Source organism: Ulvibacterium sp., from assembly GCF_965248315.1.
In the GTDB taxonomy this organism is placed as follows: Bacteria; Bacteroidota; Bacteroidia; order Flavobacteriales; family Flavobacteriaceae; genus Ulvibacterium.
Map to the genome: position 1 here is coordinate 1,824,136 of NZ_CBDFIX010000002.1, position 22,005 is coordinate 1,846,140.

Consider the following 22,005-nt stretch of genomic DNA (forward strand, 5'->3'; position numbering starts at 1 on the left):
AAAAGTCCCAAGGTTCTTAGAACCTTGGGACTTTTTTTAATGGCTCTTCAAACTATGAAACCGCTTTAAGTTTTTTTATGGTTTCATGGGACAATTTATTCTCTGCATAAGGTTTGGTAACCTTGAACTCCGTTTCGTCATTACTCGGCATTTCAAACATGGCATCTGTGAAAATTGCTTCGCACAACGAACGCAACCCGCGAGCCCCAAGCTTATATTCAATAGCCTTCTCTACTATGTAGTCCAAAGCTTGTTCCGTTATCTTGAAGGATATGCCATCCATTTCAAACAGCTTTTCATACTGTTTTATGATAGCATTTTTGGGCTCTGTGAGTATAGCTCTGAGCGTTTTTTTATCCAATGGATTCATATGGGTAAGAACAGGTAGCCTACCAATGATTTCTGGAATCAAACCGAATTCCTTTAAATCCCGGGGAATTATATATTGCAAGATGTTTCTTTCATCCAGGTTCTCCTCTGCTTTTGAGGCACTATAGCCAACGGCCTGCATATTAAGGCGTTTGGTAATGGCCCTTTCAATTCCATCGAAAGCACCTCCTGCAATGAACAATATGTTCTCCGTGTTTACTTCAATGAATTTTTGATCTGGGTGTTTTCTGCCTCCTTTGGGTGGTACGTTTACTACCGTACCTTCCAGAAGCTTTAAGAGTCCTTGCTGTACCCCTTCACCGGAAACGTCCCTGGTTATAGAGGGGTTATCGCTCTTACGTGCGATTTTATCGATTTCATCTATAAATACGATTCCTCGCTCCGTTTTTTCCAAGTTATAATCGGCCGCTTGCAAAAGACGAGTAAGTATGCTCTCCACATCCTCGCCTACATAACCCGCTTCGGTCAAAACCGTGGCATCCACTATGGCCAAAGGAACGTTGAGCATCTTTGCAATGGTCTTAGCCATTAAAGTCTTTCCAGTTCCCGTTTGCCCCACCATAACGATGTTGCTTTTTTGTATTTCTATTTCGTCCTCTTTTGAAGAGGGTTGTAGCAACCTTTTATAATGGTTATATACGGCAACGGACATTACTTTTTTTGTCCGCTCCTGACCAATAATGAACGTATCCAAAAATTCCTTGATTTCCAAGGGCTTTTTTAAAACCAGTTCCGAAGTAAGGTTGTTGGTCTTGGTCTGTCTAGATTCTTCGGCGACTATGCCATAGGCCTGCTCTATACATCGGTCACATATATGTGCGTCCAGACCAGCAATGAGTAAATTGGTCTCGGATTTTTTCCGTCCACAAAAGGAGCATTCTAAGTTTTCCTTTGCCATAAATATTTTTGTATATCCAAGATACTAACGAAATAATTTGGATTTTGGTTCATTGCACTTCACGGTAATATCCGTTTTTATTGCGCTTTGTCGAAATTAACTCCTCTCCCTTACCAGAATTTCATCGATCATACCATATTTTTTAGCTTCTTCCGCTTTCATCCAGTAATCACGGTCACTATCCTCATGCACCTTTTCAATGGGCTGTCCTGAATGTTTTGCAATAATTTGGTAGAGTTCCTCCTTGAGTTTAAGGATTTCACGGGCCGTAATCTCAATATCGCTGGCCTGCCCTTGGGCTCCTCCCATAGGTTGATGTATCATTACCCTGGAATGCGTAAGGCCACTACGTTTTCCATTTTCGCCAGCACACAGCAACACAGCGCCCATGGAAGCGGCCATGCCAGTACAAATAGTGGCGACATCCGGTTTGATGAACTGCATAGTATCATAGATGCCAAGACCTGCATATACACTACCGCCCGGAGAATTGATGTAAATCTGAATATCCTTGGAAGCATCTGTGCTTTCCAAAAACAAAAGCTGTGCTTGTACAATATTGGCCACTTGATCGTTGATTCCCGTGCCCAAAAAGATAATGCGATCCATCATAAGCCTAGAAAAAACGTCCATAGCCACAGCATTTAATTGTCTTTCCTCAATGATGTTGGGGGTTAAGCCCACCGGATACATACTGGTTAGGATGGTATCGTAATACGTACTACTTATGCCTTGATGTTTTATAGCGTAATTCTTAAATTCTTTTCCGTAATCCATTGGTTTTAAACTAACATTTTTTAATAAAAAAAGGTGCCGAAACTATTGCTTCGGCACCGTAAAGATACTTATTATTTTTTGGAAATTATCCGTACACTTCCTTCACGAAATTTTCGTAGGTAACCTCTTTTACCTTGAAATTTACTTTGTCTTTATAGAGGTTCAACAATTTTTGGCTCATTAACTGTTCGGATAGGCGCTTCACTTCATCCTGATTTCCCAAAACCCGTGCCGCAATATTGTCCAATTCCTCTTCTTGGGGGTCCAATTGTCCAAATTGCGCCATTTGGGATTTAATAAAGCCTTTGGCAAATTCCTTTAACTCATCAAACTGTATTTCCAAGTTATTCTCCTTGATGATTTTCCCTTCGATCAATTGATAACGCAAACCTTTTTCCGACTTTTCAAATTCCTCGGTGGCTTCTTCCGGGGAAAGGGGCTTTTCCCCTGTCATTTGAATCCATTTGGTTAGAAATTCAGATGGAAGTTCAAATTTTGTGTTTTCAATGAAATACTCCGTGATGTCGTTCAATAACTTCTGATCGGATTGCTGTTCAAACTGCTTCTCCGAATCTTCCTTTATACGCGCTTTCATTTCATCCTCGGAAGTTACTGTATCCTTGCCAAATAACTTGTCAAAAAAGTCTTGATCCAATTGTGCCGGTTCGCGTTCATTGACTTCTTCAATGGTAAAGGATACATCGGTCTTTAGGTCTTTGGCTTTTTCCTGTGAAATACCTAAAACACTGGACAAAAGATAATCCTCCTTAAAAAGGCCTTTGGTATTGAGTAAGACCGTCTCACCGACTTTCTTCCCTATCAGGGCTCCCAGTGCTTTTTTGCTTTTTACCTTCTCCAGTTCTATAGTGGCCTTGTTTTCTATTTCCTCGTCCTCATTCCGGAAAATACCATTTATTTCATCCTTTTTTTCCACTGCCGCTTTCGTAACCAATTTCCCATATTGTTTCCGCATACGTTCTACCTGCTCGGCCACCATTTTTTTGTCGGCCACGATCTTATACCGCGTGATGCTTTTTTTGGTTTTTAAGGGTACTTCAAAGGATGGTGCCAATCCCAATTCAAATTCAAAAGCAAAATCTTCCTTGTCCCAGTCAAAATTATCCTGTTGCTTTGGCAGGGGATTGCCAAGAACATCCAATTTTTCCTCCGTAAGGTATTTGTTTAGATTGTCCTGCAGCAGTTTATTGACTTCATCAACTAGAACGGCCCTGCCATACTGTTTTTTTATAAGCCCTATGGGTACTTGCCCTTTTCTAAAACCGGGGATTTTAGCTTGCTTTCTATAGTCCTTGAGAATCTTATCTACCTTATCCTGATAGTCGTCCTTTGTAATGGCCACTTTTACAACGGCATTCAACTCATCTATCTGCTCTTTGGTGATATTCATTTTTTGTATCTATTTAGAAAAATAAAATGGGATGCAAAAGTAGCACAATTAAAACATCCCGACAAGTTTTTGGATTACTGGATCACCAAAGAATAACCGTATTATTTGCTTTCTTTCAGCAGTGAAAACAATATGGATTGAAGAAACGATAAAAGTAAACTGAATAACAAGGCCCACCAAATACCGTCCACTCTAAATCCTGTGATAAGCTGATCCGCCAATAGTATTATAATCGCATTGATGATTAAGAGAAATAAACCAAAAGTAATGAGGGTTACCGGCAATGTCAGAATCACCAAAATAGGTTTTACGATAAAATTCAAAAGGCTTAACACTAGGGCAACAATGATGGCGGTAAGATAGGAGTCCACGAAAACATGGGGCAAAATTTTTGACAATATTACTACGGCCAATGCACTGAGTAGAATGCGCAGGATAAGCTTCATATCAAATTGTTTTGAAGGATTGAAAAAAGGCACCAGGATTATCCCGATTCCTCTAAAAGTATAAAATATATTTTAGATTCAATCGATATAAAGTCCGGTAAATTCCAATGGGTCTACTTCAGGCAGTTCTGCTCCATATTTTGTCTCAATCGCCTCTATGAACGCATTGGCTATGAGGGCATAGCCCCTTGGGGATAGGTGGACACCATCCAGTGAAAATCCACCACCAGTGGCGAATTCTGCCGTTATCGTACTTCCGTCGGAAAGGGGTATGCCTTCGCTTCCCGCCCTTTCCAATAGTGCTTTTACATCAATAACAGGGAGGTCATATTGGGCCGCTAAAGTGGTAATAATCCCATTGAATCTGTCCAAGGCTACGGCTATGGTCTCCTGCTCGCTGGGCGTAAGTACCCATTTGTCTTCCATAGGATAGGTAATTCCGTTTACCGATAATTGACCAGCGTCAGCTGCCGGTACACCAAGGTCTTGCAATGTGGCAAAGGCGGTTTCATTGAATTGAGCTATGGCATTTTGCGCGGGCAATACAATAAGATCGTTGGCGTTGGCCTGCCTCGCCTGCCCATACAGGAATCCGATTACTGTGGCCGTCGGAGCGTCCAAACCACCTACTTGTAGTGCGCCGGTTATCTGTGCCGATAAATCGGTCAATGATTCATCCCTAATAACCAATGCACTGGCGGCGCTAGCAGAAAACGTGATGGATCTTTCAGGAACACCCAAAAACTCAAAAACTTGGTTCAATTGCGCATAGGTGGCATTGAGCGTTGGGATTTGAGGCCCAAAATCGGGATTGGTAGGGTCTAGGGGCGCAAATGGTACTGTTGTAAAATAAGGTATGCTCGTAACATTGGGAATGTTTGCCAATACACCACCTGCTCCGTTGGCCGTTAGGGCTTGCAAAAGTTGATCGTAGACACTGGCAAAAACACCGGAATCCGTAATGTCACTTGATCCGTAGGTGAGTGGATTGGTATTTCCTTCCTGGTTTTCGCCATCACCACCTTCTGTGGCGTAGGCCAAAATATCGTTATTTCCGATCCAAAGGGTAAAAAAAGTTGGGTTTTGGGCAACGGCATCACCAATCATTGACGCAGTGGGCGCGGAAGCAAAACGGACGTAGTAAGGATTTGCCGCACCAATGGCCAAGGCATCCAAACTACCATAACCAGTGGCCGGTAAGTGATAGATCTTAGCACCGGGGACCCCCATGTTGTTAAAGGGGCCACTTAATATATTGGAGACTTCCGTGGATCCGGCCCCATCCAGTCGAACGGGTGTTGGAGAGCCTGATGCAAATGAAAGGATAAATCGATTTTCAAAATCTTCCAAAGGCATGCCGCCCAAGGTCAATCCCCCTAAATCGTCGTTCATGAATGGAATTGTAAATTCGCCTCCACCGGCCTGAGCAAAGCTTGTAGCCAGCATGTTGGGAAAGGATGCGGTCTGGCCGGCACTAAACAGGGCTCCGTCGGAATAACCCGCAGTTAGTGAATTTCCGAGAGCTACATAGGTGGAAAAATCCGCGGACCCACTGGTATAATTTACGGGTTCCGGCGTCATGCCACCGGTATCATCCGGAAGCGTGTCGTCATCACTACATGAAATAATCAAAAATCCGAAAAAGGCCAGTATTGTTATAATCTTTTTCATAGTTATAAAGAGTTAGTTTACGTAAAGTCTATGTTAAAACGATGTAAAATCAAAATTAACCAAAATTACGGGACGTACAATAATTCGGACAAAAAAATTATGCATGCATAATAAACAACCCTTTTTTTTATCGATTTAGAAACGAAAGGGATTTTTCAAAAAACTCCTTCGGGTTTTCCGCGTGTAGCCAATGTCCTGTGTTTTTAATGGTATCCAATTGCGCAATGGGAAAGTGTTTCTTAATTTCCAGGATATCATTTGGAGATATATATTCGGACCTGCCTCCACGTAGAAAAAGAGTGGCTCCCTCAAATTTCTCAGAGGAGCCAATGTTGTCCCCAATTTCTTCCATTTTGTGGCTCAAGACCTTCAGGTTAAACCGGAATCGTAAAATTCCTTTTTCTCTCCAGTACAGGTTTTTTAATAAAAACTGTCTGGTCCCTATTTCTGAAATTGATTTGGAAAGTTCCTGATCTACCTTTCCCCGGGTATCCAATACATCCAGATCCAAGCCGTTGAGTGCATCCAAAATAGGTTGGTGATGTGGTGGATAGTATTTCGGAGCAATATCGGCGACGATTAATTTGTTCACCCATCCGGGATATGTGCAAGCAAACTGCATTGCTGTCTTACCCCCCATGGAATGTCCCATAAGATAGCCTTTTTCCAATTCGTGCCGTAAAGTGTAGTTGTGCACATCATGGGCCAAAAGATCGTAATTGAAATCCTCCGACCAAAAACTCCTTCCATGGTTACGCTGATCAATTAAGTGCACCTCAAAGCCCTTTTCTACATATTGGCTTCCCAAGGTTTTCCAATTGTCCGACATTCCCAAAAAGCCATGGAGAATAATCAATGGTTTTCCGTTTCCCAGGATTTTGGAGTGCAGTTCCTGCATTACTTCAATTTGTTCAAATACATTCGTACTACATTTTCCAACCCGAGGTATAGCGACTCACAAATCAAAGCATGACCAATGGAGACCTCCAGTAAATGCCTTATATTGTTCTTAAAATATGCTATGTTCTCCAAACTAAGATCATGCCCGGCATTAATGCCTAGTCCCAATTTGTGCGCCAAATCCGCTGCATGTATAAAGGGTTCTATTGCATCTTTCCTTGTAGTTGTATATGATTTGGCATAACTTTCCGTGTAAAGTTCAATACGGTCTGCACCAGTTTCTGCTGCACCATCTACCATTTGGTAATCCGGATCTACAAAAATTGAGGTTCGTATGCCATTTTTGCTAAAAGTGGATATTACCTCTTTTAGAAAATTCCTGTTTTTAATCGTATCCCACCCGGCATTAGAGGTTATGGCATCCACTGAATCGGGTACTAGGGTTACCTGGGTCGGTTTTACTTCAAGGACCAAATCAATAAATTTTGGAATGGGGTTGCCCTCTATGTTCAACTCAGTAGTTACTATTTTCTTTAGGTCCCTTGCATCCTGGTAACGTATATGTCTTTCATCTGGTCTTGGATGTATAGTAATTCCCTGAGATCCAAATTCCTCGATATCCCTAACCATTTTGAGGAGGTCGGGAACATTTCCTCCTCTAGAATTTCGTAATGTGGCTATCTTGTTTACATTAACGCTAAGTTTGGTCATCTGATTTATTCATTAATATGTCGCAAAAATACAAATTAGGCATACCTTTTGATGTTTTTAATTGTTATTTTGCGCTATATTTAAAGTTATGCAGATTCAAACGCACATCCTTACGGACTTACCGGTTTTTGATATTGGCGAATCGTTGGAAAAGGCTGTTCTCTTTTTTGAAGGGAGTATCTTTTCGCACGTAGCTATATCAGAAAATGGTAGTTTTTTGGGAACATTGGGTGAGAACGATTTGGATACTTACAATACCGATAAAAAAATTGAGGACTACAGATATAATTTAGAAGCCTTTTTTGTACGAAAAGATAGTAATTGGTTGGATGTTCTTGAAACATTTGCTCGTAACGAGGCCAATCTTTTAGCCGTATTGGATGACAATGAGGAGGTAATTGGATATTATGACCTCACTGAAATAGTGGGAGCATTCATAGATACACCCTTTTTTACCGAGCCGGGTGACATTGTGGTGGTCGCCAAGGGTACAAAGGATTATTCCTTTAGCGAGATTGCCCAAATCATAGAAAGCAACAATGCCAAGATTATTGGTGCGTTCATTACGGATATGCGGAACGATGTGGTGCAAATTACCCTGAAGATAAGCACATCTAGCTTAAATGAAGTATTTCAGACCTTTAGGAGATACAACTACAACATCTTGTTCGGTAGCAAGGATGACCAGTTTTTGGAGGATTTGAAGCAGCGCTCGGATTATTTGGATAAGTATTTAAATGTTTGACCGTACAGAGGGGCTTTTTCTGGTTTCTTCACCCTGTGTGTTAGATTATAACGATAGGATTGCTAAATTTATATCTGCCTAAATGGCAGCAAGAAATAGATGTTTCCTCAATAATTTCAATGAAAACCGTTGCTGACTTTTTCAATTTCCAAAGCCAAGTTCAATGAAAGTTGCTATATATGGTCAAACGTATCAAGAAACAACTTCGGATTTCGTTGAAGAACTGTTAGAAGAACTCCGATTTGTATCTGCCGAGATATGCATTGAGAAAAATTTCCAAGCCTTTCTATCCCAGAATCAACCTAATACAAGGGATTTCCCAACCTTTACCGCTTCCGAGGGATTGGACAGTTCATTTGATATGTTCGTGAGCTTTGGGGGAGATGGGAGTATCTTAAGGGCCACCACTTATGTTAGGGATTTGGGTATCCCGATTGTTGGGGTCAATACAGGTCGTTTGGGTTTTTTATCCACTTTTAAAAAAGAAGATGTAAGAAAAGTGGTCCAAGAATTTGTAAAAGGGGACTATCATGTTGTGGAACGAAGTCTGGTTAAGGTAAGCTCCAATTCCAGTATCCCCGAATTTAAAGACTTGGATTTTGCACTTAACGAGGTGACGGTAAGCAGAAAGGATACCACATCCATGATTACCATTGAGACATATTTGGATGGCGAATATTTAACGTCATATTGGGCGGACGGGCTCATTGTTTCTACTCCTACAGGATCTACGGGTTACTCTTTGAGTTGCGGCGGGCCGGTTATTATTCCTACGGCAAAATCTTTAGTCCTAACTCCCATAGCGCCGCATAACCTTAATGCCAGACCTTTGGTAATTTCGGATGAAACGGTTATACGCCTAAAGGTTTCCGGTAGGGAAGAGCATCATTTGATATCCTTGGATTCCAGAATAGCATCCGTAGAAAATGGAACGGAAATAACTGTTGAAAAAGCTGATTTTGTCGTAAAGATGATAGAATACACTTCTGAGAGTTTCTTAAAAACTCTTAGGAATAAACTATTATGGGGAGAAGATCGGCGTAATTGACACTTCCTTGGAACAATAAATACAACTAAAAGCTGTTTATCAAGAGAGAACGGGAATATAACCAATGGAGTAGGTTAAAATTTTTATATTCGCAAACTTTTGGAATTTATGAGGCGATGCATTATCGTAATTCTTGTCTTGATCAGTTTTAAGTTGGGCGCCCAAACCTACGAAATAGGAGGATTTTTTGGAGGGGCCAATGTTATTGGGGACGTGGGAAGGACCAACTATATTCTGCCGTCCGATATAGCTGTTGGAGGACTGTTCAAATGGAACAAGAGTAAAAGATATGCTTGGCGGGCAAGTGTTATCTATGGAAAGTTCACCGCTGACGACTCCAAATCCAATAGCTCCGCAAGACAGCAAAGAGGTTTTGTCATGGATAATTCCATTTTGGAAGCTTCTGCAGGATTGGAATTTAATTTTGTAGAATACAACCTTCATAAACTAGGTCCGGCATTTACTCCATATTTATATACTGGATTAACCTACTTTCGGTATGACTATAATTATTTCGACGCCGGTCAATTTATAAACGCCAATCAGAGGGATGGGTCTTTTGCTATTCCAATGACAGTTGGTGCCAAATTAAGGCTCAACCAATTTTTGATACTTGGGGCAGAGATAGGTGCCAGATACACCTTTACAGATAATCTTGATGGAAGCAATCCTGAAAAATCCAATGTAATGCAACAGATTAATCCAGGGCCCGAGTTCGGAAATATTCTAAGCGATGATTGGTACGTATTTTCGGGAGTAACCTTAACTTATACCTTTGGTAGAAAACCGTGCTCCGATTGTTTTGAGTAACTTTGCATATGGGCACTTTGCAAGACATCAATCGTGAGAACCTCCCGAAACACCTCGCTATTATCATGGACGGTAATGGGAGATGGGCAAAAGAAAGAGGAAGACTAAGGGTCTTTGGTCATGAGAACGGGGTACGTACGGTTCGGAATACAGTGGAAGACTGTGTCAAAATAGGAATACAATTCCTAACACTCTATACATTTTCTACAGAAAATTGGAAACGCCCAAAATTGGAAGTGGATACCTTGATGAAACTTTTGGTCTCTTCCTTAAAAAAAGAACTCAGAACCTTTAAGGAAAACAATGTTAGGTTAAACACCATTGGCGATATTGGTTCATTGCCAAAAAAAGCCCGGCAAGAGTTATTGGAGGTTATGCAAAAAACAGATCACCATACTGGGATGACCCTTACTTTGGCCCTTAGCTACGGTGCTCGCGAAGAATTGAAAAATGCTGTACAGCGGATAAGTACCAAAGTTAAAAATAATATAATTTCTCCTGAAAATATTGATGAAACCATTATAAATAGCCATCTTTACACGCACGATTTACCAGATGTAGACTTGTTGATCCGTACCAGTGGGGAACATAGGATCAGCAATTTTTTGCTTTGGCAGATAGCGTATGCGGAATTATATTTTATTGACGTATTTTGGCCCGATTTTAGTGAGAAACATTTGGTAGAGGCCATCCGTAATTACCAGAACAGAGAACGACGATTTGGAAAAACTAGCGAACAACTCAACTAGCGATATGAAAAGGTTCATATCTCTTGAACCACTGATTACTTTCCTTTTACTCTTCATCACCACATTCACCTTCGCCCAAGTAACCTCATACGAGGAGGGGAAAAAATATATTCTTGGTGGTTTGGAGGTTACCGGATTGCAGAGTTATAACGAGCAGACCGTTAAGACGTATACCGGTCTTAGGGTAGGACAGCCCATCACCGTTCCCGGTGAGCAAATAAGCGGGGTAATAAAAAAACTTTGGGGGCTGGAGCTTTTCAGTGACATAGATTTTTATATTACCAAAGTAGAGGGAGACGAAGTTTTTTTGGAACTTAATATTATAGAGCGCCCTACTTTGTCTAAAGTTACCATAAATGGTATTAAAAAAAGGAAGGTAGACGACATTGTAAAGGATACTGATCTTAAAAAGGGTAAAAAGATTACCGAAAGCTTAATCGCAAATACCAAGAATTACCTTCAAAACAAATATAAAAAACAAGGATTTCTAAATGCACGGGTTTCCATAATAACGGTTAACGACACCTCGGAAACCAATGCGCAAAAGATGGTCATCAACGTAAATAAAGGTGATAAGGTTAAGATTAAGGATATCATTTTTGAAGGAAATGAAAAGCTCAAAGGCAAGAAATTGCGAAAAGCCTTTAAGAAGACCAAGGAAAAGAGATTAGGTCGTTTCTGGAAAAAATCCAAGTTTATAGAAGATGACTATGAAAATGACCTTTCCCTTTTAGTGGATAAATATGCCGAGAATGGGTATAGGGACGCTCGGGTGCTTTCAGATTCCATTATAAAAATAGACGAGAATAATATCAATATTAAGATTGCGGTAGAGGAAGGGGACAAATACTATTTTGGCGATATTGATTTTGTTGGAAATAGCGTGTATACCGATAGACAGTTGGGCCAAGTACTCGGTATCAAAAAAGGAGCTACCTACAATGGTGTATTACTCAGGGAGCGGATTGCGGACGATTCCAAACCAGATGCGCAAGATTTGAGCAGTCTATATCAGAACAATGGTTATCTTTTTTCCAGTATTAACCCCGTTGAGGTCTCTGCCCAGAATGATACTATAAATTTTGAAATTAGAATTATAGAGGGCAAAGAAACATTCTTGGATCATATTACGGTTACCGGAAATGACAAGACCAATGACCATGTTATCTTTCGGGAGCTCCGTACACGACCTGGACAGAAATACAATAAATCGGATATCATTAGAAGTATACGGGAATTGGGACAGCTCGGCTATTTTGATGCCGAACAGATAAAACCGGATATACAGAATCCTAATCCCAATGAGGGTACAGTGGATATTGCCTATAGTTTGGTAGAATCCGGTTCCAGTCAAATAGAATTGCAAGGCGGTTATGGAGGAGGAGGTTTTATCGGTACCTTGGGCCTTTCTTTCAGTAATTTTTCGATAAAGAATTTGCTTAAAGGGGAAGCCTATAAACCGGTTCCTATGGGAGATGGGCAGACTTTTGCAGTCAGAGTCCAGGCCAGTAGGACTTTTAGGGTATATAGCCTTAACTTTTCGGAACCTTGGTTGGGAGGCAAGAAACCTGTACGTTTTAATCTTTCCCTATCCAGGACACAGCAGTTCGGGACCAGTTTTGATAGTAGGGGAAGAATAGATGTGGATAAAAGCCGAGGTTTTGCCATTACCGGTGTTTCGGCCGGACTTGCCAAAAGGGTACAATGGCCGGATGATTATTTCACTATCTCCCACTCCTTGGGATATCAACTTTACGATTTCAACAATTATAATATCGGATTGTTTAGCTTCGGTAACGGATCATCTAATTCATTTACATACACCTTGGGGATATCAAGAAATGCGACTTCGGGAGGACGCATATTTCCACGTGGAGGATCCAATTTTGAGATTACCGCAAAGCTCACCCCGCCCTATTCACTTTTTAGCAACAAGGATTTTAAGGCTATTAGGGATGAAAGCGAGGAAATTTTGGAAGAAATTAGTCAGTTAGATCCCAATGATCCTGAGGCCATAACCCTAAATGAAAGACGAGAAGCACTGGAAGAAGAACGTTTTAAGTGGTTGGAGTATTACAAAATCAAGTTTAAGGGAGATTGGTATACCACATTAGTCGGCAGTGCCGACAAAACCTTGGTATTGCGATCCAATGCAGAATTCGGCTTTTTAGGCAGTTATAATACCGATATAGGAGACGTGCCTTTTGAACGTTTTTTCGTGGGAGGTGATGGTCTGGGGAATTTTACCTTGGACGGAAGGGACATTATACAATTAAGGGGATATGAGAACCAATCATTGACTCCCATAAACCCTACAACGGGAAGACAGGAGGGTGGATTGGTATATAACAAATTCTCTCTAGAACTAAGATATCCGCTCACCCTAAAACCTTCCGCATCTATTTTTGCCCTAACTTTTTTAGAAGCAGGGAACGCTTTCAACAATTTTCAGGAATTTAATCCGTTTGAGTTAAAACGATCGGTCGGGGCGGGGCTTCGGATTTTTATGCCGGCATTCGGTCTATTGGGTATTGATTTTGGGTATGGGTTTGATCCAGATAATGTCAGCCCCCAAGCAGGCCCAAGCGGATGGCAAACGCACTTCATCATTGGCCAACAGTTTTAGATTTAGAAATCGTGACCATAGCTAATCCTTTCATTTTAAAAGATTTAGTAATTTTGGCATGATATTTTCTATTGGATAAAACGAAAATATAATGAAGCAAAAATCAAATGTTCTTTTAATCTTGTCAATTGTGCTGTTTTCATGGTATTCCCATGCCCAGCGAGGAGTTCGCATCGCGTATGTGGATATGGAATACATCTTGGAAAATGTTGAGGAATACAGGGAAGCTAGTGAACAATTAGAGTCCAAGGTCCAAAAATGGAAAGTGGAAATTGAGCAAAAGCAAAGCTCGGTCGATCAAATGAAAAAAGATTTGATGGCTGAAAAGGTATTATTGACCGATGAACTCATTGCAGAACGTGAGGAGGAAATACAGATTTTGGAGAAGGAAATGTTGGAGTATCAACAAGACCGATTTGGTCCGCAAGGCGATCTTGTTTTGCAAAAACGCCAGCTTATCCAGCCCATACAAGATCAGGTATTTAACGAGGTGCAAAAAATTGGGGCCAACAAAAGGTATGATTTTATTTTTGATAAATCGGCAGATGTTGTAATGTTGTACTCCGAAAAAAGGCACGATATTAGCGATTTGATTTTAAGGGGTATTGCAAGGACCCGAAAAATAAGTAAGCCTAAGAAGAAAGCAGAGACTAGAAACCGACTTCAAGATTTCGAAGGAGAACCGGCGGAAGAAGAAATAAGCGACGCGCTTAAGGAACGGAAAGAAAAAGCGGAACAGGCCGCAGAAGCGAGGGCGAAGACCGCAGATGAAAGAAGAGCGGAGCAGTTAAAATTAAGGGAAGAACGTAAAAAAGCTTACGAAGCGAGAAGAAAAAAGCTTTTGGAGGAACGTGAGGCAAAACGAAAAGCCAAACAAGAAGCCCGAAAAAAACAAGAAACTGAGGCGGAAGAAGAAAATGATTCCACTAACTAAGATGAAATAAAAGTTTTTAACCATAATTAACACTCAAAAATTAGAATTAGGATCAGGGAATTGACCAAATCAAACAAATAATTATTTTTGAAAAAGATTTATTTGATGAACGAAGGTTCCGTGAGACCATTAAAAACAATTAAAATTTAACTCATGAAACAAGTAAGAAGGATAGCTGTAGCACTAGTTTTATTTATAGCCGCGAGCAGTTTTGTAAATGCACAAAGCAAGGTTGCACATATTGATGTGACCCAGTTATTGTCTGCCATGCCCGAGATGAAAGCTGCCGAAGCCGAACTTAAGAAGCTACAGGAAACATATAGCGCAGATATTGAAAGTTCCATGACGGAATTGAAAAACAAATCTACCCAATATGAAAATGAAGCTGCTTCCAAGACCAGGGAGGAAAATGAGAAGAGAGCCATAGAGTTACAGGGTTTTCAAAAGAGCATAGTAGACGCGGAACAGGCGGCACGACAGGAATTAGGGAAAAAACAAGCGGAGCTTCTTCAGCCTATTATGGAAAAAGCCAAGGCAGCTATTGAAAAAGTATCGGCGGCCCAAGGCTTTGACTACGTTATTGATGCCCAGGCGGGTGGCCCGCTAATAGTATCAAAAGGTGAAGATCTTTTGCCGGCAGTAAAGGCAGAATTGGGAATTTAAGAAAGAACGATTTTTGCTTATAGCAACAAAACCGCAAAGGATTACTTTGCGGTTTTTTCGTTTTACTTCCTTAAGAATTTGTTCCCGACATTTTTCCATCTTAACCTTCTAATAAACTTCGCCTCTGTTTCGGATATTAGATGGGGTTTTTTGTTTTTCTTGGCTTTAAAAAAGCCTCTCAGGTTATGAAAAAAGACGTTTGGATTTTGTTGTTTCAAAGCCATTTTCAAGGAGGCTATACTACTAAGTATAATTCCATACCCCATGGTATACATTGCTTCTCCTTGCAATAATCTTGCTTTCTTGTTGTAAGCCTTTCCTGTAGGGCGCAAATGTTTGACCTTAAGAGTTTCTTCGGTAAAAATCTTAAAACCGTGATATTGGGCCAAAAGCTCATCCACGGTATCCCAACCTATTGCATTTCTAAGGCCCTTTATTGCTATAAAACATGCTTTGGAATAAGCTTTGAAAGCACCTCTTACATGGTCTTTGTTCATGGGATGGTTCAATTTCCATGCTCCATTACTATCTTTTTCATAGGCAAATCCCCCGGCTATTCCAACTTCGGGTTGCGTTTTGAATATTTCCGCTATCTTTTCAAAATAGGTCTTGGGCAAGATAATATCAGCATCAAGTTTGACCAAAAAATCGTAAGTTCCATCAAGTGTTTCCAAGCCTTTATTGAAAGCATTGATTACCTTTCGACCCGGCAAGTGATCGGTGGATGATGTACTATTGAGTTTTTCAAAAAGGGAACTACCTTTTATAAAATCGTCGATAATGGATTCCGTGCCATCGGTTGAATTATCATTGACTACAACAACTTTTTTTGGAGGTAGGCTCTGTTGCTGAATGGAATTCAGTGTATCTGCCAAAAAGGATTCTTCGTTGTGGGCAGGTATTATTATGTAATAGTCCATGATTGCTACTGATTCTGAGTGCTAAATTCAGAATCCTTATTTTTTCGTACTGCATAGACAATATAGTACCGTGGGGTAAAACTTCTTAGTAAGGGACGTATACCTAACTTGTTTACAGGGTTCGTCCATTTGGCCGTGTCCTTGATTTCCCAACCCGATTTTTCCAGTAACCAATTAAACTGCCAATCCTCAAATTCATGATAATGCCTATCCCAGGGATCGGATTTATTTTGGTAGGCCGGTGAAAACCATAATCGCAAGGGGATGCTGGCAACCAGTTTATTGGATCTTACTTTTCTTAGCACGTTAAATGGAGCCACCAAATGTTCAAAGATTTCGAAAGCCGTCACCACATCCGTTGTCGTATTTTGAACTATGGAAAAATCAACATCCAAATCCTCCCCCATTGTATTCTTTACGGTGTATCCTTGCTTCAACATAATTTCGGAAAAAGGATTTTCTACCCCAAGATCTAAAATGGTTTCCTCAGGGGAAACGTGTTTTTGAAGAAACTCCAGCGTATGCTCAAATCGCTTGCTTGGATAGCTTTGTTCGTACATCATTTAAAAGGTGTCACAGGTTTAATGCGACTTCAATATAGGCTTTATAACTGATTGATTAGATAGTATTATGGTTTTATGCTTCGGCATAGGCCTCTATCGGCGTACAGGTACAAATCAGATTGCGGTCACCAAAGGCATCATCTACCCTTCTGACGGATGGCCAGAACTTATTTTCTGAAATATAGGGTAGGGGGAACGCTGCTTTCTGCCTACTGTAGGGGTAATCCCAATCATCATTGGTAACCATTGACAGGGTGTGGGGAGCATTTTTCAATACATTATTGGGCTTGTTCACATCTGAGACGTCAATTTCCTCTCGGATTGATAACATAGCATCACAAAACCGATCTAATTCGCCTAGACTCTCACTTTCCGTAGGTTCGATCATTACCGTTCCTGCAACAGGGAAGGAAACCGTAGGGGCATGAAAGCCATAGTCCATAAGCCGTTTGGCAATATCCACGACCTCGATGCCATTTTGTTTAAAAGGTCTACAATCAATAATCATTTCATGTGCGGCCCTACCATTTTCTCCACTGTATAGCACGTTATACTTTCCGGAAAGACGATGTTTGATGTAATTGGCATTGAGGATTGCGATTTTGGTAGAATATTTCAATCCTTGCTCTCCTAACATCTTGATGTACCCATAGGATATCAAACAGGCAAGTGAGCTTCCCCAAGGCGCCGCCGAGATAGCTGAAATAGCTTTTTCTCCACCAGTATTGATTATCGGATTTCCGGGCAGAAAAGGCACCAATTGCTCCGCAACGCATATGGGCCCAACCCCGGGCCCACCTCCTCCGTGAGGAATGGCAAAAGTCTTGTGCAGATTAAGATGGCAAACATCCGCTCCAATGGATGCTGGATTGGTAAGTCCAACTTGGGCATTCATGTTCGCACCATCCATATAAACCTGTCCACTATGGTCATGGATAAGTTTGGTGATATGCTTTATTGAGGATTCAAAAACCCCATGGGTGGAGGGGTAAGTGACCATTAGAGCGGCCAAATTATCAGAATACTTTGTCACTTTTTCCTCCAAGTCGCCCACATCTATATTTCCTTTTTCATCTGTTTTGGTCACTACCACTTGCATCCCGGCCATTACCGCTGAAGCTGGGTTGGTACCGTGTGCCGATGCTGGGATAATGCAAATATTGCGGTGCCCCTCACCCCTGGATTCGTGATAGGCCCGGATTACCATTAAGCCCGTGTATTCGCCTTGGGCTCCTGAATTGGGCTGTAACGAAGTCCCGGCCAAACCTGTGATTTCCGTAAGGTCCTTTTCCAACTCTCTTAGAACAATTTGATAACCCTCAGCTTGGTCTACAGGTACAAAAGGATGTATGTTGCCCCAATTTGTCCAACTTATGGGTAGCATTTCCGAAGCTGCATTGAGCTTCATAGTGCAAGATCCCAAGGAAATCATAGAATGGTTTAAAGATAGGTCCTTACGCTCCAACTTTTTGATATAACGCATCAATTCAGTCTCCGAATGGTAGGAGCTGAATACAGGGTTTTCCAGGAAGGGGGAAATTCGTGCAACATCCTCCAAAATGGCCAATCGATCCGATAGTGTCTTGATAGGATCCATCCATTTTTTTCCAAAAGCTTTGGAAAAAACCTTGAGAATTTGGTTCAAGTCATTAAGTGAAGTGGCTTCGTTTACCGAAATGGAAACGGTATCGGCATCTATATAGAGGAAGTTAATTTCATGTTCTTCGGCAATTGGTCTAAGTCTACTCGTTTCACATTTAACCGCAATGGTATCAAAAAAGGAGGTATTTAATTGATATAATCCCATTTTTTCAAGGCTTTCAGCCAATGTAACCGCGGTACGGTGAACTTTTTCAGCAATATATTTTAATCCTTTGGGGCCATGATATACAGCATACATGCCGGCCATAACTGCCAAAAGTACTTGAGCGGTACAAATATTGGAGGTAGCCTTATCTCTTTTTATGTGCTGTTCCCTAGTTTGCAGTGCCATACGCAAAGCGGGTTTTCCATCCGTATCCTTGGTAACGCCAATTATGCGGCCAGGGATATGTCTTTTGTATTCTTCCTTGGTGGCAAAATAAGCGGCATGGGGCCCGCCATATCCCAATGGAATACCAAAACGTTGGGTGGTACCCACAACGATATCCGCACCAAGTTCTCCGGGAGGGGTCAACAAAACCAGACTTAGAATATCGGCCGCCACTGAAACTTTAATGTTGTTTTTTGTTGCATTGGAGATAAAATCCGAATACGTATGAATCTGACCGTATTTACCGGGATATTGCAAAAGGACTCCGTAAAAATCGTTCCCAAAACCAAACTCCTTGTGATTACCAACAACGAGCTCAATCCCCAAGGGTGTTGAACGGGTTTTTAAAAGCGATAATGTCTGTGGCAAGACGTCTTGGGAAACAAAAAATTTGTTGACATTGTTCTTTTTTTGCTCACGGTTTCTTACGGCAAATAACATGGTCATGGCCTCAGCCGCGGCGGTACTTTCGTCCAATAGAGATGCATTGGCAATTTCCATACCTGTAAGGTCACAAACCATGGTCTGAAAATTAAGTAATGCTTCCAAGCGACCTTGGGCAATTTCGGCCTGATAAGGGGTGTAGGCCGTGTACCATCCCGGATTTTCCAGGATATTCCGCTTTATGACGGAAGGTGTTAGGCTTTCATGATATCCTAAACCTATATATGAGCGAAAAACAAGGTTTTTTTTTGACAGCTCCTTTAAATGGGCCAGGAATTTGTGCTCGCTCATCGGATTATCTAACCTTAAAGGTTCCTTAAGCCGAATTTCATCCGGAATTGTCTCATAGACAAGTTGTTCCAAGTTTTCTGCCTCAATAATCTTCAACATATGGGCGAGGTCTTCTTCTCGAATCCCAATATGGCGTAAAGCAAACAAATCTGTCCTCATAATTTTCAACAAAAGCTTCACAAAATTAGGGATAAATTCCCTGAAAATGGACAAAACGAGATGTGTGGAGAGGTAAAGTTTTTAACGAAAAAAGTGGTTTATGAACAGTTTGGCTACTTTTGTTCGATGAAGCTCTTGGGCCGTATTTTTAATTTTTATCTTGATGCAAGCATCCATGTAGCGTTGGCCATTCTTTCTTTGGTTTGTGTTACTTCCTCAATTTTAAATATTCCATCGGATAAGAACCTGTTTTCCTTCATATTCTTTTGCAGTATTGCCTGCTATAACTTCATTAAATATGGGGTAGAAATAAAGAAATATTTACGGCTAGGCAACCAATACCATGGATACATCCGGTTTTTCAGTTTTGTTTGCTTGGGAATTGCCATATACCATCTGTTTTTTCTTGAATGGGAAACCATCCTTATATTGGGGATATTAGGATTGTTCACTGGACTATATGCGCTCCCTGTCTTGCCCGGAACCCGGAATTTAAGAAGTTTGGCAGGCTTTAAAATGGTTCCAGTTGCTCTTGTTTGGGCAGGTACTACCGTAGTATTACCAGTATGGGCAGCTGGTTCCGCTCTTTCATGGGATGTTTGGATAGAAACGATACAACGCTTAATACTGGTACTTATCTTAATATTGCCCTTTGAGATTCGGGATATGAAATATGACCCACCGGAACTGAAAACGTTCCCTCGCCGTTACGGCATAGCGAAGACCAAAATTTTAGGGATACTGCTAATTTTCCTCTTCTTCTTCCTAACTCTCTTAAAGGATGAAATAACACAGCCTGAAATTTTATCTAAAACAATTTTGTCTTTGGGGATAGGAAGTATTTTGTTGATAACAAAGAAGAATCAGAATAAGTATTTTTCAGCATTTTGGGTGGAAGCTATGCCCATCTTCTGGTGGATATTAATTTGGGCATTCATAGGAGGGAAAAATTAGATTTTCTGTTCCAATTGTTGCTTCATTTTTATTTTTTCTCCTTCAGAGAGGCTATGTAGATTTGCTTTTTCGCACAAAGCGGTCAGCTCTGTATTCTTTTTGGTAAAAGCCGAACATGTCTTGCACATGAACAAGTGCATCTTCAACTTTATCTTTTCCATAAAGGTTGCTTCCCTATATTGTGTCTTATTACATATCAACGCCGCTTTCTCGCAGGATATCATCATTTAAAACCAATTTTGATTAAGGCAGCCCATCAAGGACGTTCTGGCCCTATGGATCATCACCCACAAGTTAGACGGGTTTATACCAAGTTCATTACAAATATCTTCAGTACTCATTCCACGTATGGTTTTCATGGTGAATACCAAAGATTGCTTCTTGGGCAGTTTGGAGATACAATCTTGTATGGCCAATCCCAATTCCTCGTTTTCAATAGCATCGTTTTCAAAGTTGCTGAACGGGTCCGCAACCTGCTCTTCCATCCAGTCGCCCTCCGATTCGCTTCCCGCACTATAGCTCATACGTACTTCCGCCTTACCTTTTTTTGAATTGATTTTTCTGTAATAATCAATTACTTTTCGTTTTAAAATGGCGATAAGCCAAGTACGCTCGGCAGCATCTCCTTTGTAATTCTTAGCTGAATTCAATCCGGCAAAAAATGTTTCCTGAACCAAATCCTTGGCTATTTCCGAATCGTTCACTCGTGCCACGGCATAGTTAAAAAGGTAATCCGCATAAGAGTCTACCCACGTTTCCGGATGAAGTTGTTGCATTGTCATAGATGCCTTGTCAATACCAAAAATAGATGAATTTGATTTAATTAACCGCATATTTTCATTTTGTTCACTATATTTTCTAGCTGCCATAATGCTTATTTTTGATTTTTAAATTGAATTCAATGAAGTTTTTACCTATAATTTTGGTTTTCTTGGGCTTCAATTTTGGCCATGGCCAAATAAAGTCAAAACCTATCACAGAGTTTTCACAAAAGGATATCAAAGACGGGATATTGATCGATGTACGCACTCCCAATGAATTTGGAATGGGGCATCTAGAGAATGCTTTGAACATCAACTGGTTCGATACTGGGTTTCAAAAACATTTCGATACCATACCTAAAGACAGAAAGATGTATCTGTACTGCAAAAAGGGGGGTAGGAGTGCCAAGGCCCAACAACTACTCGATTCCCTTGGCTACAGGAATGTGGTTAATTTAATAGGTGGCTATGATGTTTGGAACCACAATAATTGAAACTTCAAAGGCTACAATAATTTTTTGCCTACTTCCTTCCAGTCCTTGGCCCTCTCAAAACCATTGGTGTGGATGTTATGTGGGGAGCTGAACATAATGCCCCTGCCTTGAAAGGTCTCCAGATTTCGGGTGCGATCGTCAATTAAAATATCACCCTTTAAAATATGCTTGTGACCGCATAGAATACGTTGCTGCCAGGGTATAAAAGGGAAATGTTCATCCAACCATTCCGATTTTTCCTCAAGCGAATTTGGAAATTCCATGGCAGCGGAGGCAATGTATACCTCATATTTTTTGGATAGCTCCTTCACAACGTTTTGGCTATCGGGAATAACCTTAAGATTTCTAAAAAAACCTTTTAGGGCTGTATGTTTACGAATACTTTCCTGCCTGTTTTCAGGAACTTTTTGCCATACTTCCCAGCCGGAACAGAATTCGATGGTTAGATTTTCACCAAAGTCCAGGTTATACTGTTCAATATGCGCACCGTAAGTATCCGCAAGTACCTCGTCCATGTCTACAAATAAGACCATATTATATTAGTTTGGGCGAAGTTCGTTAAAAAGTATTAGAATAAGGGAATCCAGGAAAAGGCTTATCAATAAGTTAAC

At 40.8% G+C, this 22,005-nt stretch carries 22 protein-coding genes; 9 read left to right on the forward strand and 13 right to left on the reverse strand.

What is annotated here, in order from left to right; genetic code table 11:
• Window positions 1–52: 52 nt before the first annotated feature.
• From clpX to ACP2AF_RS09370, 7 genes are all read right to left on the reverse strand, one after another.
• Window positions 53–1,288 (reverse strand): ATP-dependent Clp protease ATP-binding subunit ClpX, encoded by a 1,236-nt coding sequence (clpX, locus tag ACP2AF_RS09340; RefSeq protein WP_425235903.1) that lies wholly within the window; start codon window positions 1,286–1,288, stop codon window positions 53–55.
• Between the two features lie 96 nt (window positions 1,289–1,384).
• Window positions 1,385–2,065, reverse strand: coding sequence for an ATP-dependent Clp endopeptidase proteolytic subunit ClpP (gene clpP / locus ACP2AF_RS09345; protein ID WP_425235904.1), 681 nt, complete (start codon window positions 2,063–2,065; stop codon window positions 1,385–1,387).
• A gap of 85 nt (window positions 2,066–2,150) precedes the next feature.
• Window positions 2,151–3,473, reverse strand: a complete 1,323-nt coding sequence (tig, locus tag ACP2AF_RS09350; RefSeq protein WP_425235905.1) for a trigger factor — start codon at window positions 3,471–3,473, stop codon at window positions 2,151–2,153.
• A 101-nt stretch (window positions 3,474–3,574) separates the two neighbouring features.
• Window positions 3,575–3,919, reverse strand: a complete 345-nt coding sequence (locus ACP2AF_RS09355; RefSeq protein WP_120713145.1) for a phage holin family protein — start codon at window positions 3,917–3,919, stop codon at window positions 3,575–3,577.
• A 78-nt stretch (window positions 3,920–3,997) separates the two neighbouring features.
• On the reverse strand, window positions 3,998–5,590 hold the full coding sequence (locus tag ACP2AF_RS09360) for an SGNH/GDSL hydrolase family protein (RefSeq protein WP_425235906.1): 1,593 nt from the start codon (window positions 5,588–5,590) through the stop codon (window positions 3,998–4,000).
• A gap of 127 nt (window positions 5,591–5,717) precedes the next feature.
• A complete protein-coding gene (locus ACP2AF_RS09365) occupies window positions 5,718–6,488 on the reverse strand; it encodes an alpha/beta fold hydrolase (protein WP_425235907.1) in 771 nt (256 codons plus the stop codon).
• On the reverse strand, window positions 6,488–7,201 hold the full coding sequence (locus ACP2AF_RS09370) for a pyridoxine 5'-phosphate synthase (RefSeq protein WP_425235908.1): 714 nt from the start codon (window positions 7,199–7,201) through the stop codon (window positions 6,488–6,490). Before ACP2AF_RS09370 ends, ACP2AF_RS09365 begins: the two co-directional genes overlap by 1 nt.
• Window positions 7,202–7,289: 88 nt before the next feature.
• On the opposite strand from ACP2AF_RS09370, the gene ACP2AF_RS09375 reads away from it, so the two are divergent.
• From ACP2AF_RS09375 to ACP2AF_RS09405, 7 genes are all read left to right on the forward strand, one after another.
• Window positions 7,290–7,946 carry a CBS domain-containing protein gene (locus ACP2AF_RS09375; RefSeq protein WP_425235909.1) on the forward strand — a complete coding sequence of 219 codons (657 nt, stop codon included), beginning with the start codon at window positions 7,290–7,292 and terminating at the stop codon, window positions 7,944–7,946.
• 163 nt (window positions 7,947–8,109) lie between these two features.
• Window positions 8,110–8,994, forward strand: coding sequence for an NAD kinase (locus tag ACP2AF_RS09380; protein WP_425235910.1), 885 nt, complete (start codon window positions 8,110–8,112; stop codon window positions 8,992–8,994).
• A 108-nt stretch (window positions 8,995–9,102) separates the two neighbouring features.
• On the forward strand, window positions 9,103–9,804 hold the full coding sequence (locus ACP2AF_RS09385; RefSeq protein ID WP_425235911.1) for a DUF6089 family protein: 702 nt from the start codon (window positions 9,103–9,105) through the stop codon (window positions 9,802–9,804).
• Between the two features lie 8 nt (window positions 9,805–9,812).
• Window positions 9,813–10,553, forward strand: a complete 741-nt coding sequence (locus ACP2AF_RS09390; RefSeq protein WP_425235912.1) for an isoprenyl transferase — start codon at window positions 9,813–9,815, stop codon at window positions 10,551–10,553.
• Between the two features lie 4 nt (window positions 10,554–10,557).
• Window positions 10,558–13,179: a BamA/OMP85 family outer membrane protein gene (locus ACP2AF_RS09395; protein WP_425235913.1), complete on the forward strand. Its 2,622-nt coding sequence runs from the start codon at window positions 10,558–10,560 to the stop codon at window positions 13,177–13,179.
• A 91-nt stretch (window positions 13,180–13,270) separates the two neighbouring features.
• Window positions 13,271–14,113 (forward strand): OmpH family outer membrane protein, encoded by an 843-nt coding sequence (locus ACP2AF_RS09400; RefSeq protein ID WP_425235914.1) that lies wholly within the window; start codon window positions 13,271–13,273, stop codon window positions 14,111–14,113.
• A gap of 153 nt (window positions 14,114–14,266) precedes the next feature.
• Window positions 14,267–14,776 carry an OmpH family outer membrane protein gene (locus ACP2AF_RS09405; RefSeq protein WP_425235915.1) on the forward strand — a complete coding sequence of 170 codons (510 nt, stop codon included), beginning with the start codon at window positions 14,267–14,269 and terminating at the stop codon, window positions 14,774–14,776.
• Window positions 14,777–14,838: 62 nt separating this feature from the next.
• On the opposite strand, the gene ACP2AF_RS09410 is transcribed toward ACP2AF_RS09405, so the two are convergent.
• From ACP2AF_RS09410 to gcvP, 3 genes are all read right to left on the reverse strand, one after another.
• Window positions 14,839–15,696: a glycosyltransferase gene (locus tag ACP2AF_RS09410; RefSeq protein ID WP_425235916.1), complete on the reverse strand. Its 858-nt coding sequence runs from the start codon at window positions 15,694–15,696 to the stop codon at window positions 14,839–14,841.
• 5 nt (window positions 15,697–15,701) lie between these two features.
• Window positions 15,702–16,256, reverse strand: a complete 555-nt coding sequence (locus ACP2AF_RS09415) for a methyltransferase (RefSeq protein WP_425238023.1) — start codon at window positions 16,254–16,256, stop codon at window positions 15,702–15,704.
• A 76-nt stretch (window positions 16,257–16,332) separates the two neighbouring features.
• A complete protein-coding gene (gene gcvP / locus ACP2AF_RS09420; protein WP_425235917.1) occupies window positions 16,333–19,185 on the reverse strand; it encodes an aminomethyl-transferring glycine dehydrogenase in 2,853 nt (950 codons plus the stop codon).
• A 501-nt stretch (window positions 19,186–19,686) separates the two neighbouring features.
• Here gcvP and ACP2AF_RS09425 point away from each other — a divergent pair.
• Window positions 19,687–20,139: a hypothetical protein gene (locus ACP2AF_RS09425; RefSeq protein WP_425235918.1), complete on the forward strand. Its 453-nt coding sequence runs from the start codon at window positions 19,687–19,689 to the stop codon at window positions 20,137–20,139.
• Here ACP2AF_RS09425 and ACP2AF_RS09430 read toward each other — a convergent pair.
• Together ACP2AF_RS09430 and ACP2AF_RS09435 are read right to left on the reverse strand one after the other, a co-directional pair.
• Window positions 20,136–20,366, reverse strand: coding sequence for a hypothetical protein (locus ACP2AF_RS09430; RefSeq protein WP_425235919.1), 231 nt, complete (start codon window positions 20,364–20,366; stop codon window positions 20,136–20,138). The genes ACP2AF_RS09425 and ACP2AF_RS09430 overlap by 4 nt on opposite strands.
• Window positions 20,367–20,921 (reverse strand): sigma-70 family RNA polymerase sigma factor, encoded by a 555-nt coding sequence (locus tag ACP2AF_RS09435; RefSeq protein WP_425238024.1) that lies wholly within the window; start codon window positions 20,919–20,921, stop codon window positions 20,367–20,369.
• Between the two features lie 119 nt (window positions 20,922–21,040).
• Between ACP2AF_RS09435 and ACP2AF_RS09440 the strand changes: the two genes are divergently transcribed.
• Complete coding sequence (locus ACP2AF_RS09440; protein WP_425235920.1) at window positions 21,041–21,394, forward strand: rhodanese-like domain-containing protein; 354 nt, start codon at window positions 21,041–21,043, stop codon at window positions 21,392–21,394.
• 11 nt (window positions 21,395–21,405) lie between these two features.
• Here ACP2AF_RS09440 and ACP2AF_RS09445 read toward each other — a convergent pair whose 3' ends face one another.
• Window positions 21,406–21,927, reverse strand: coding sequence for a 5' nucleotidase, NT5C type (locus tag ACP2AF_RS09445; protein ID WP_425235921.1), 522 nt, complete (start codon window positions 21,925–21,927; stop codon window positions 21,406–21,408).
• Window positions 21,928–22,005 lie beyond the last annotated feature (78 nt).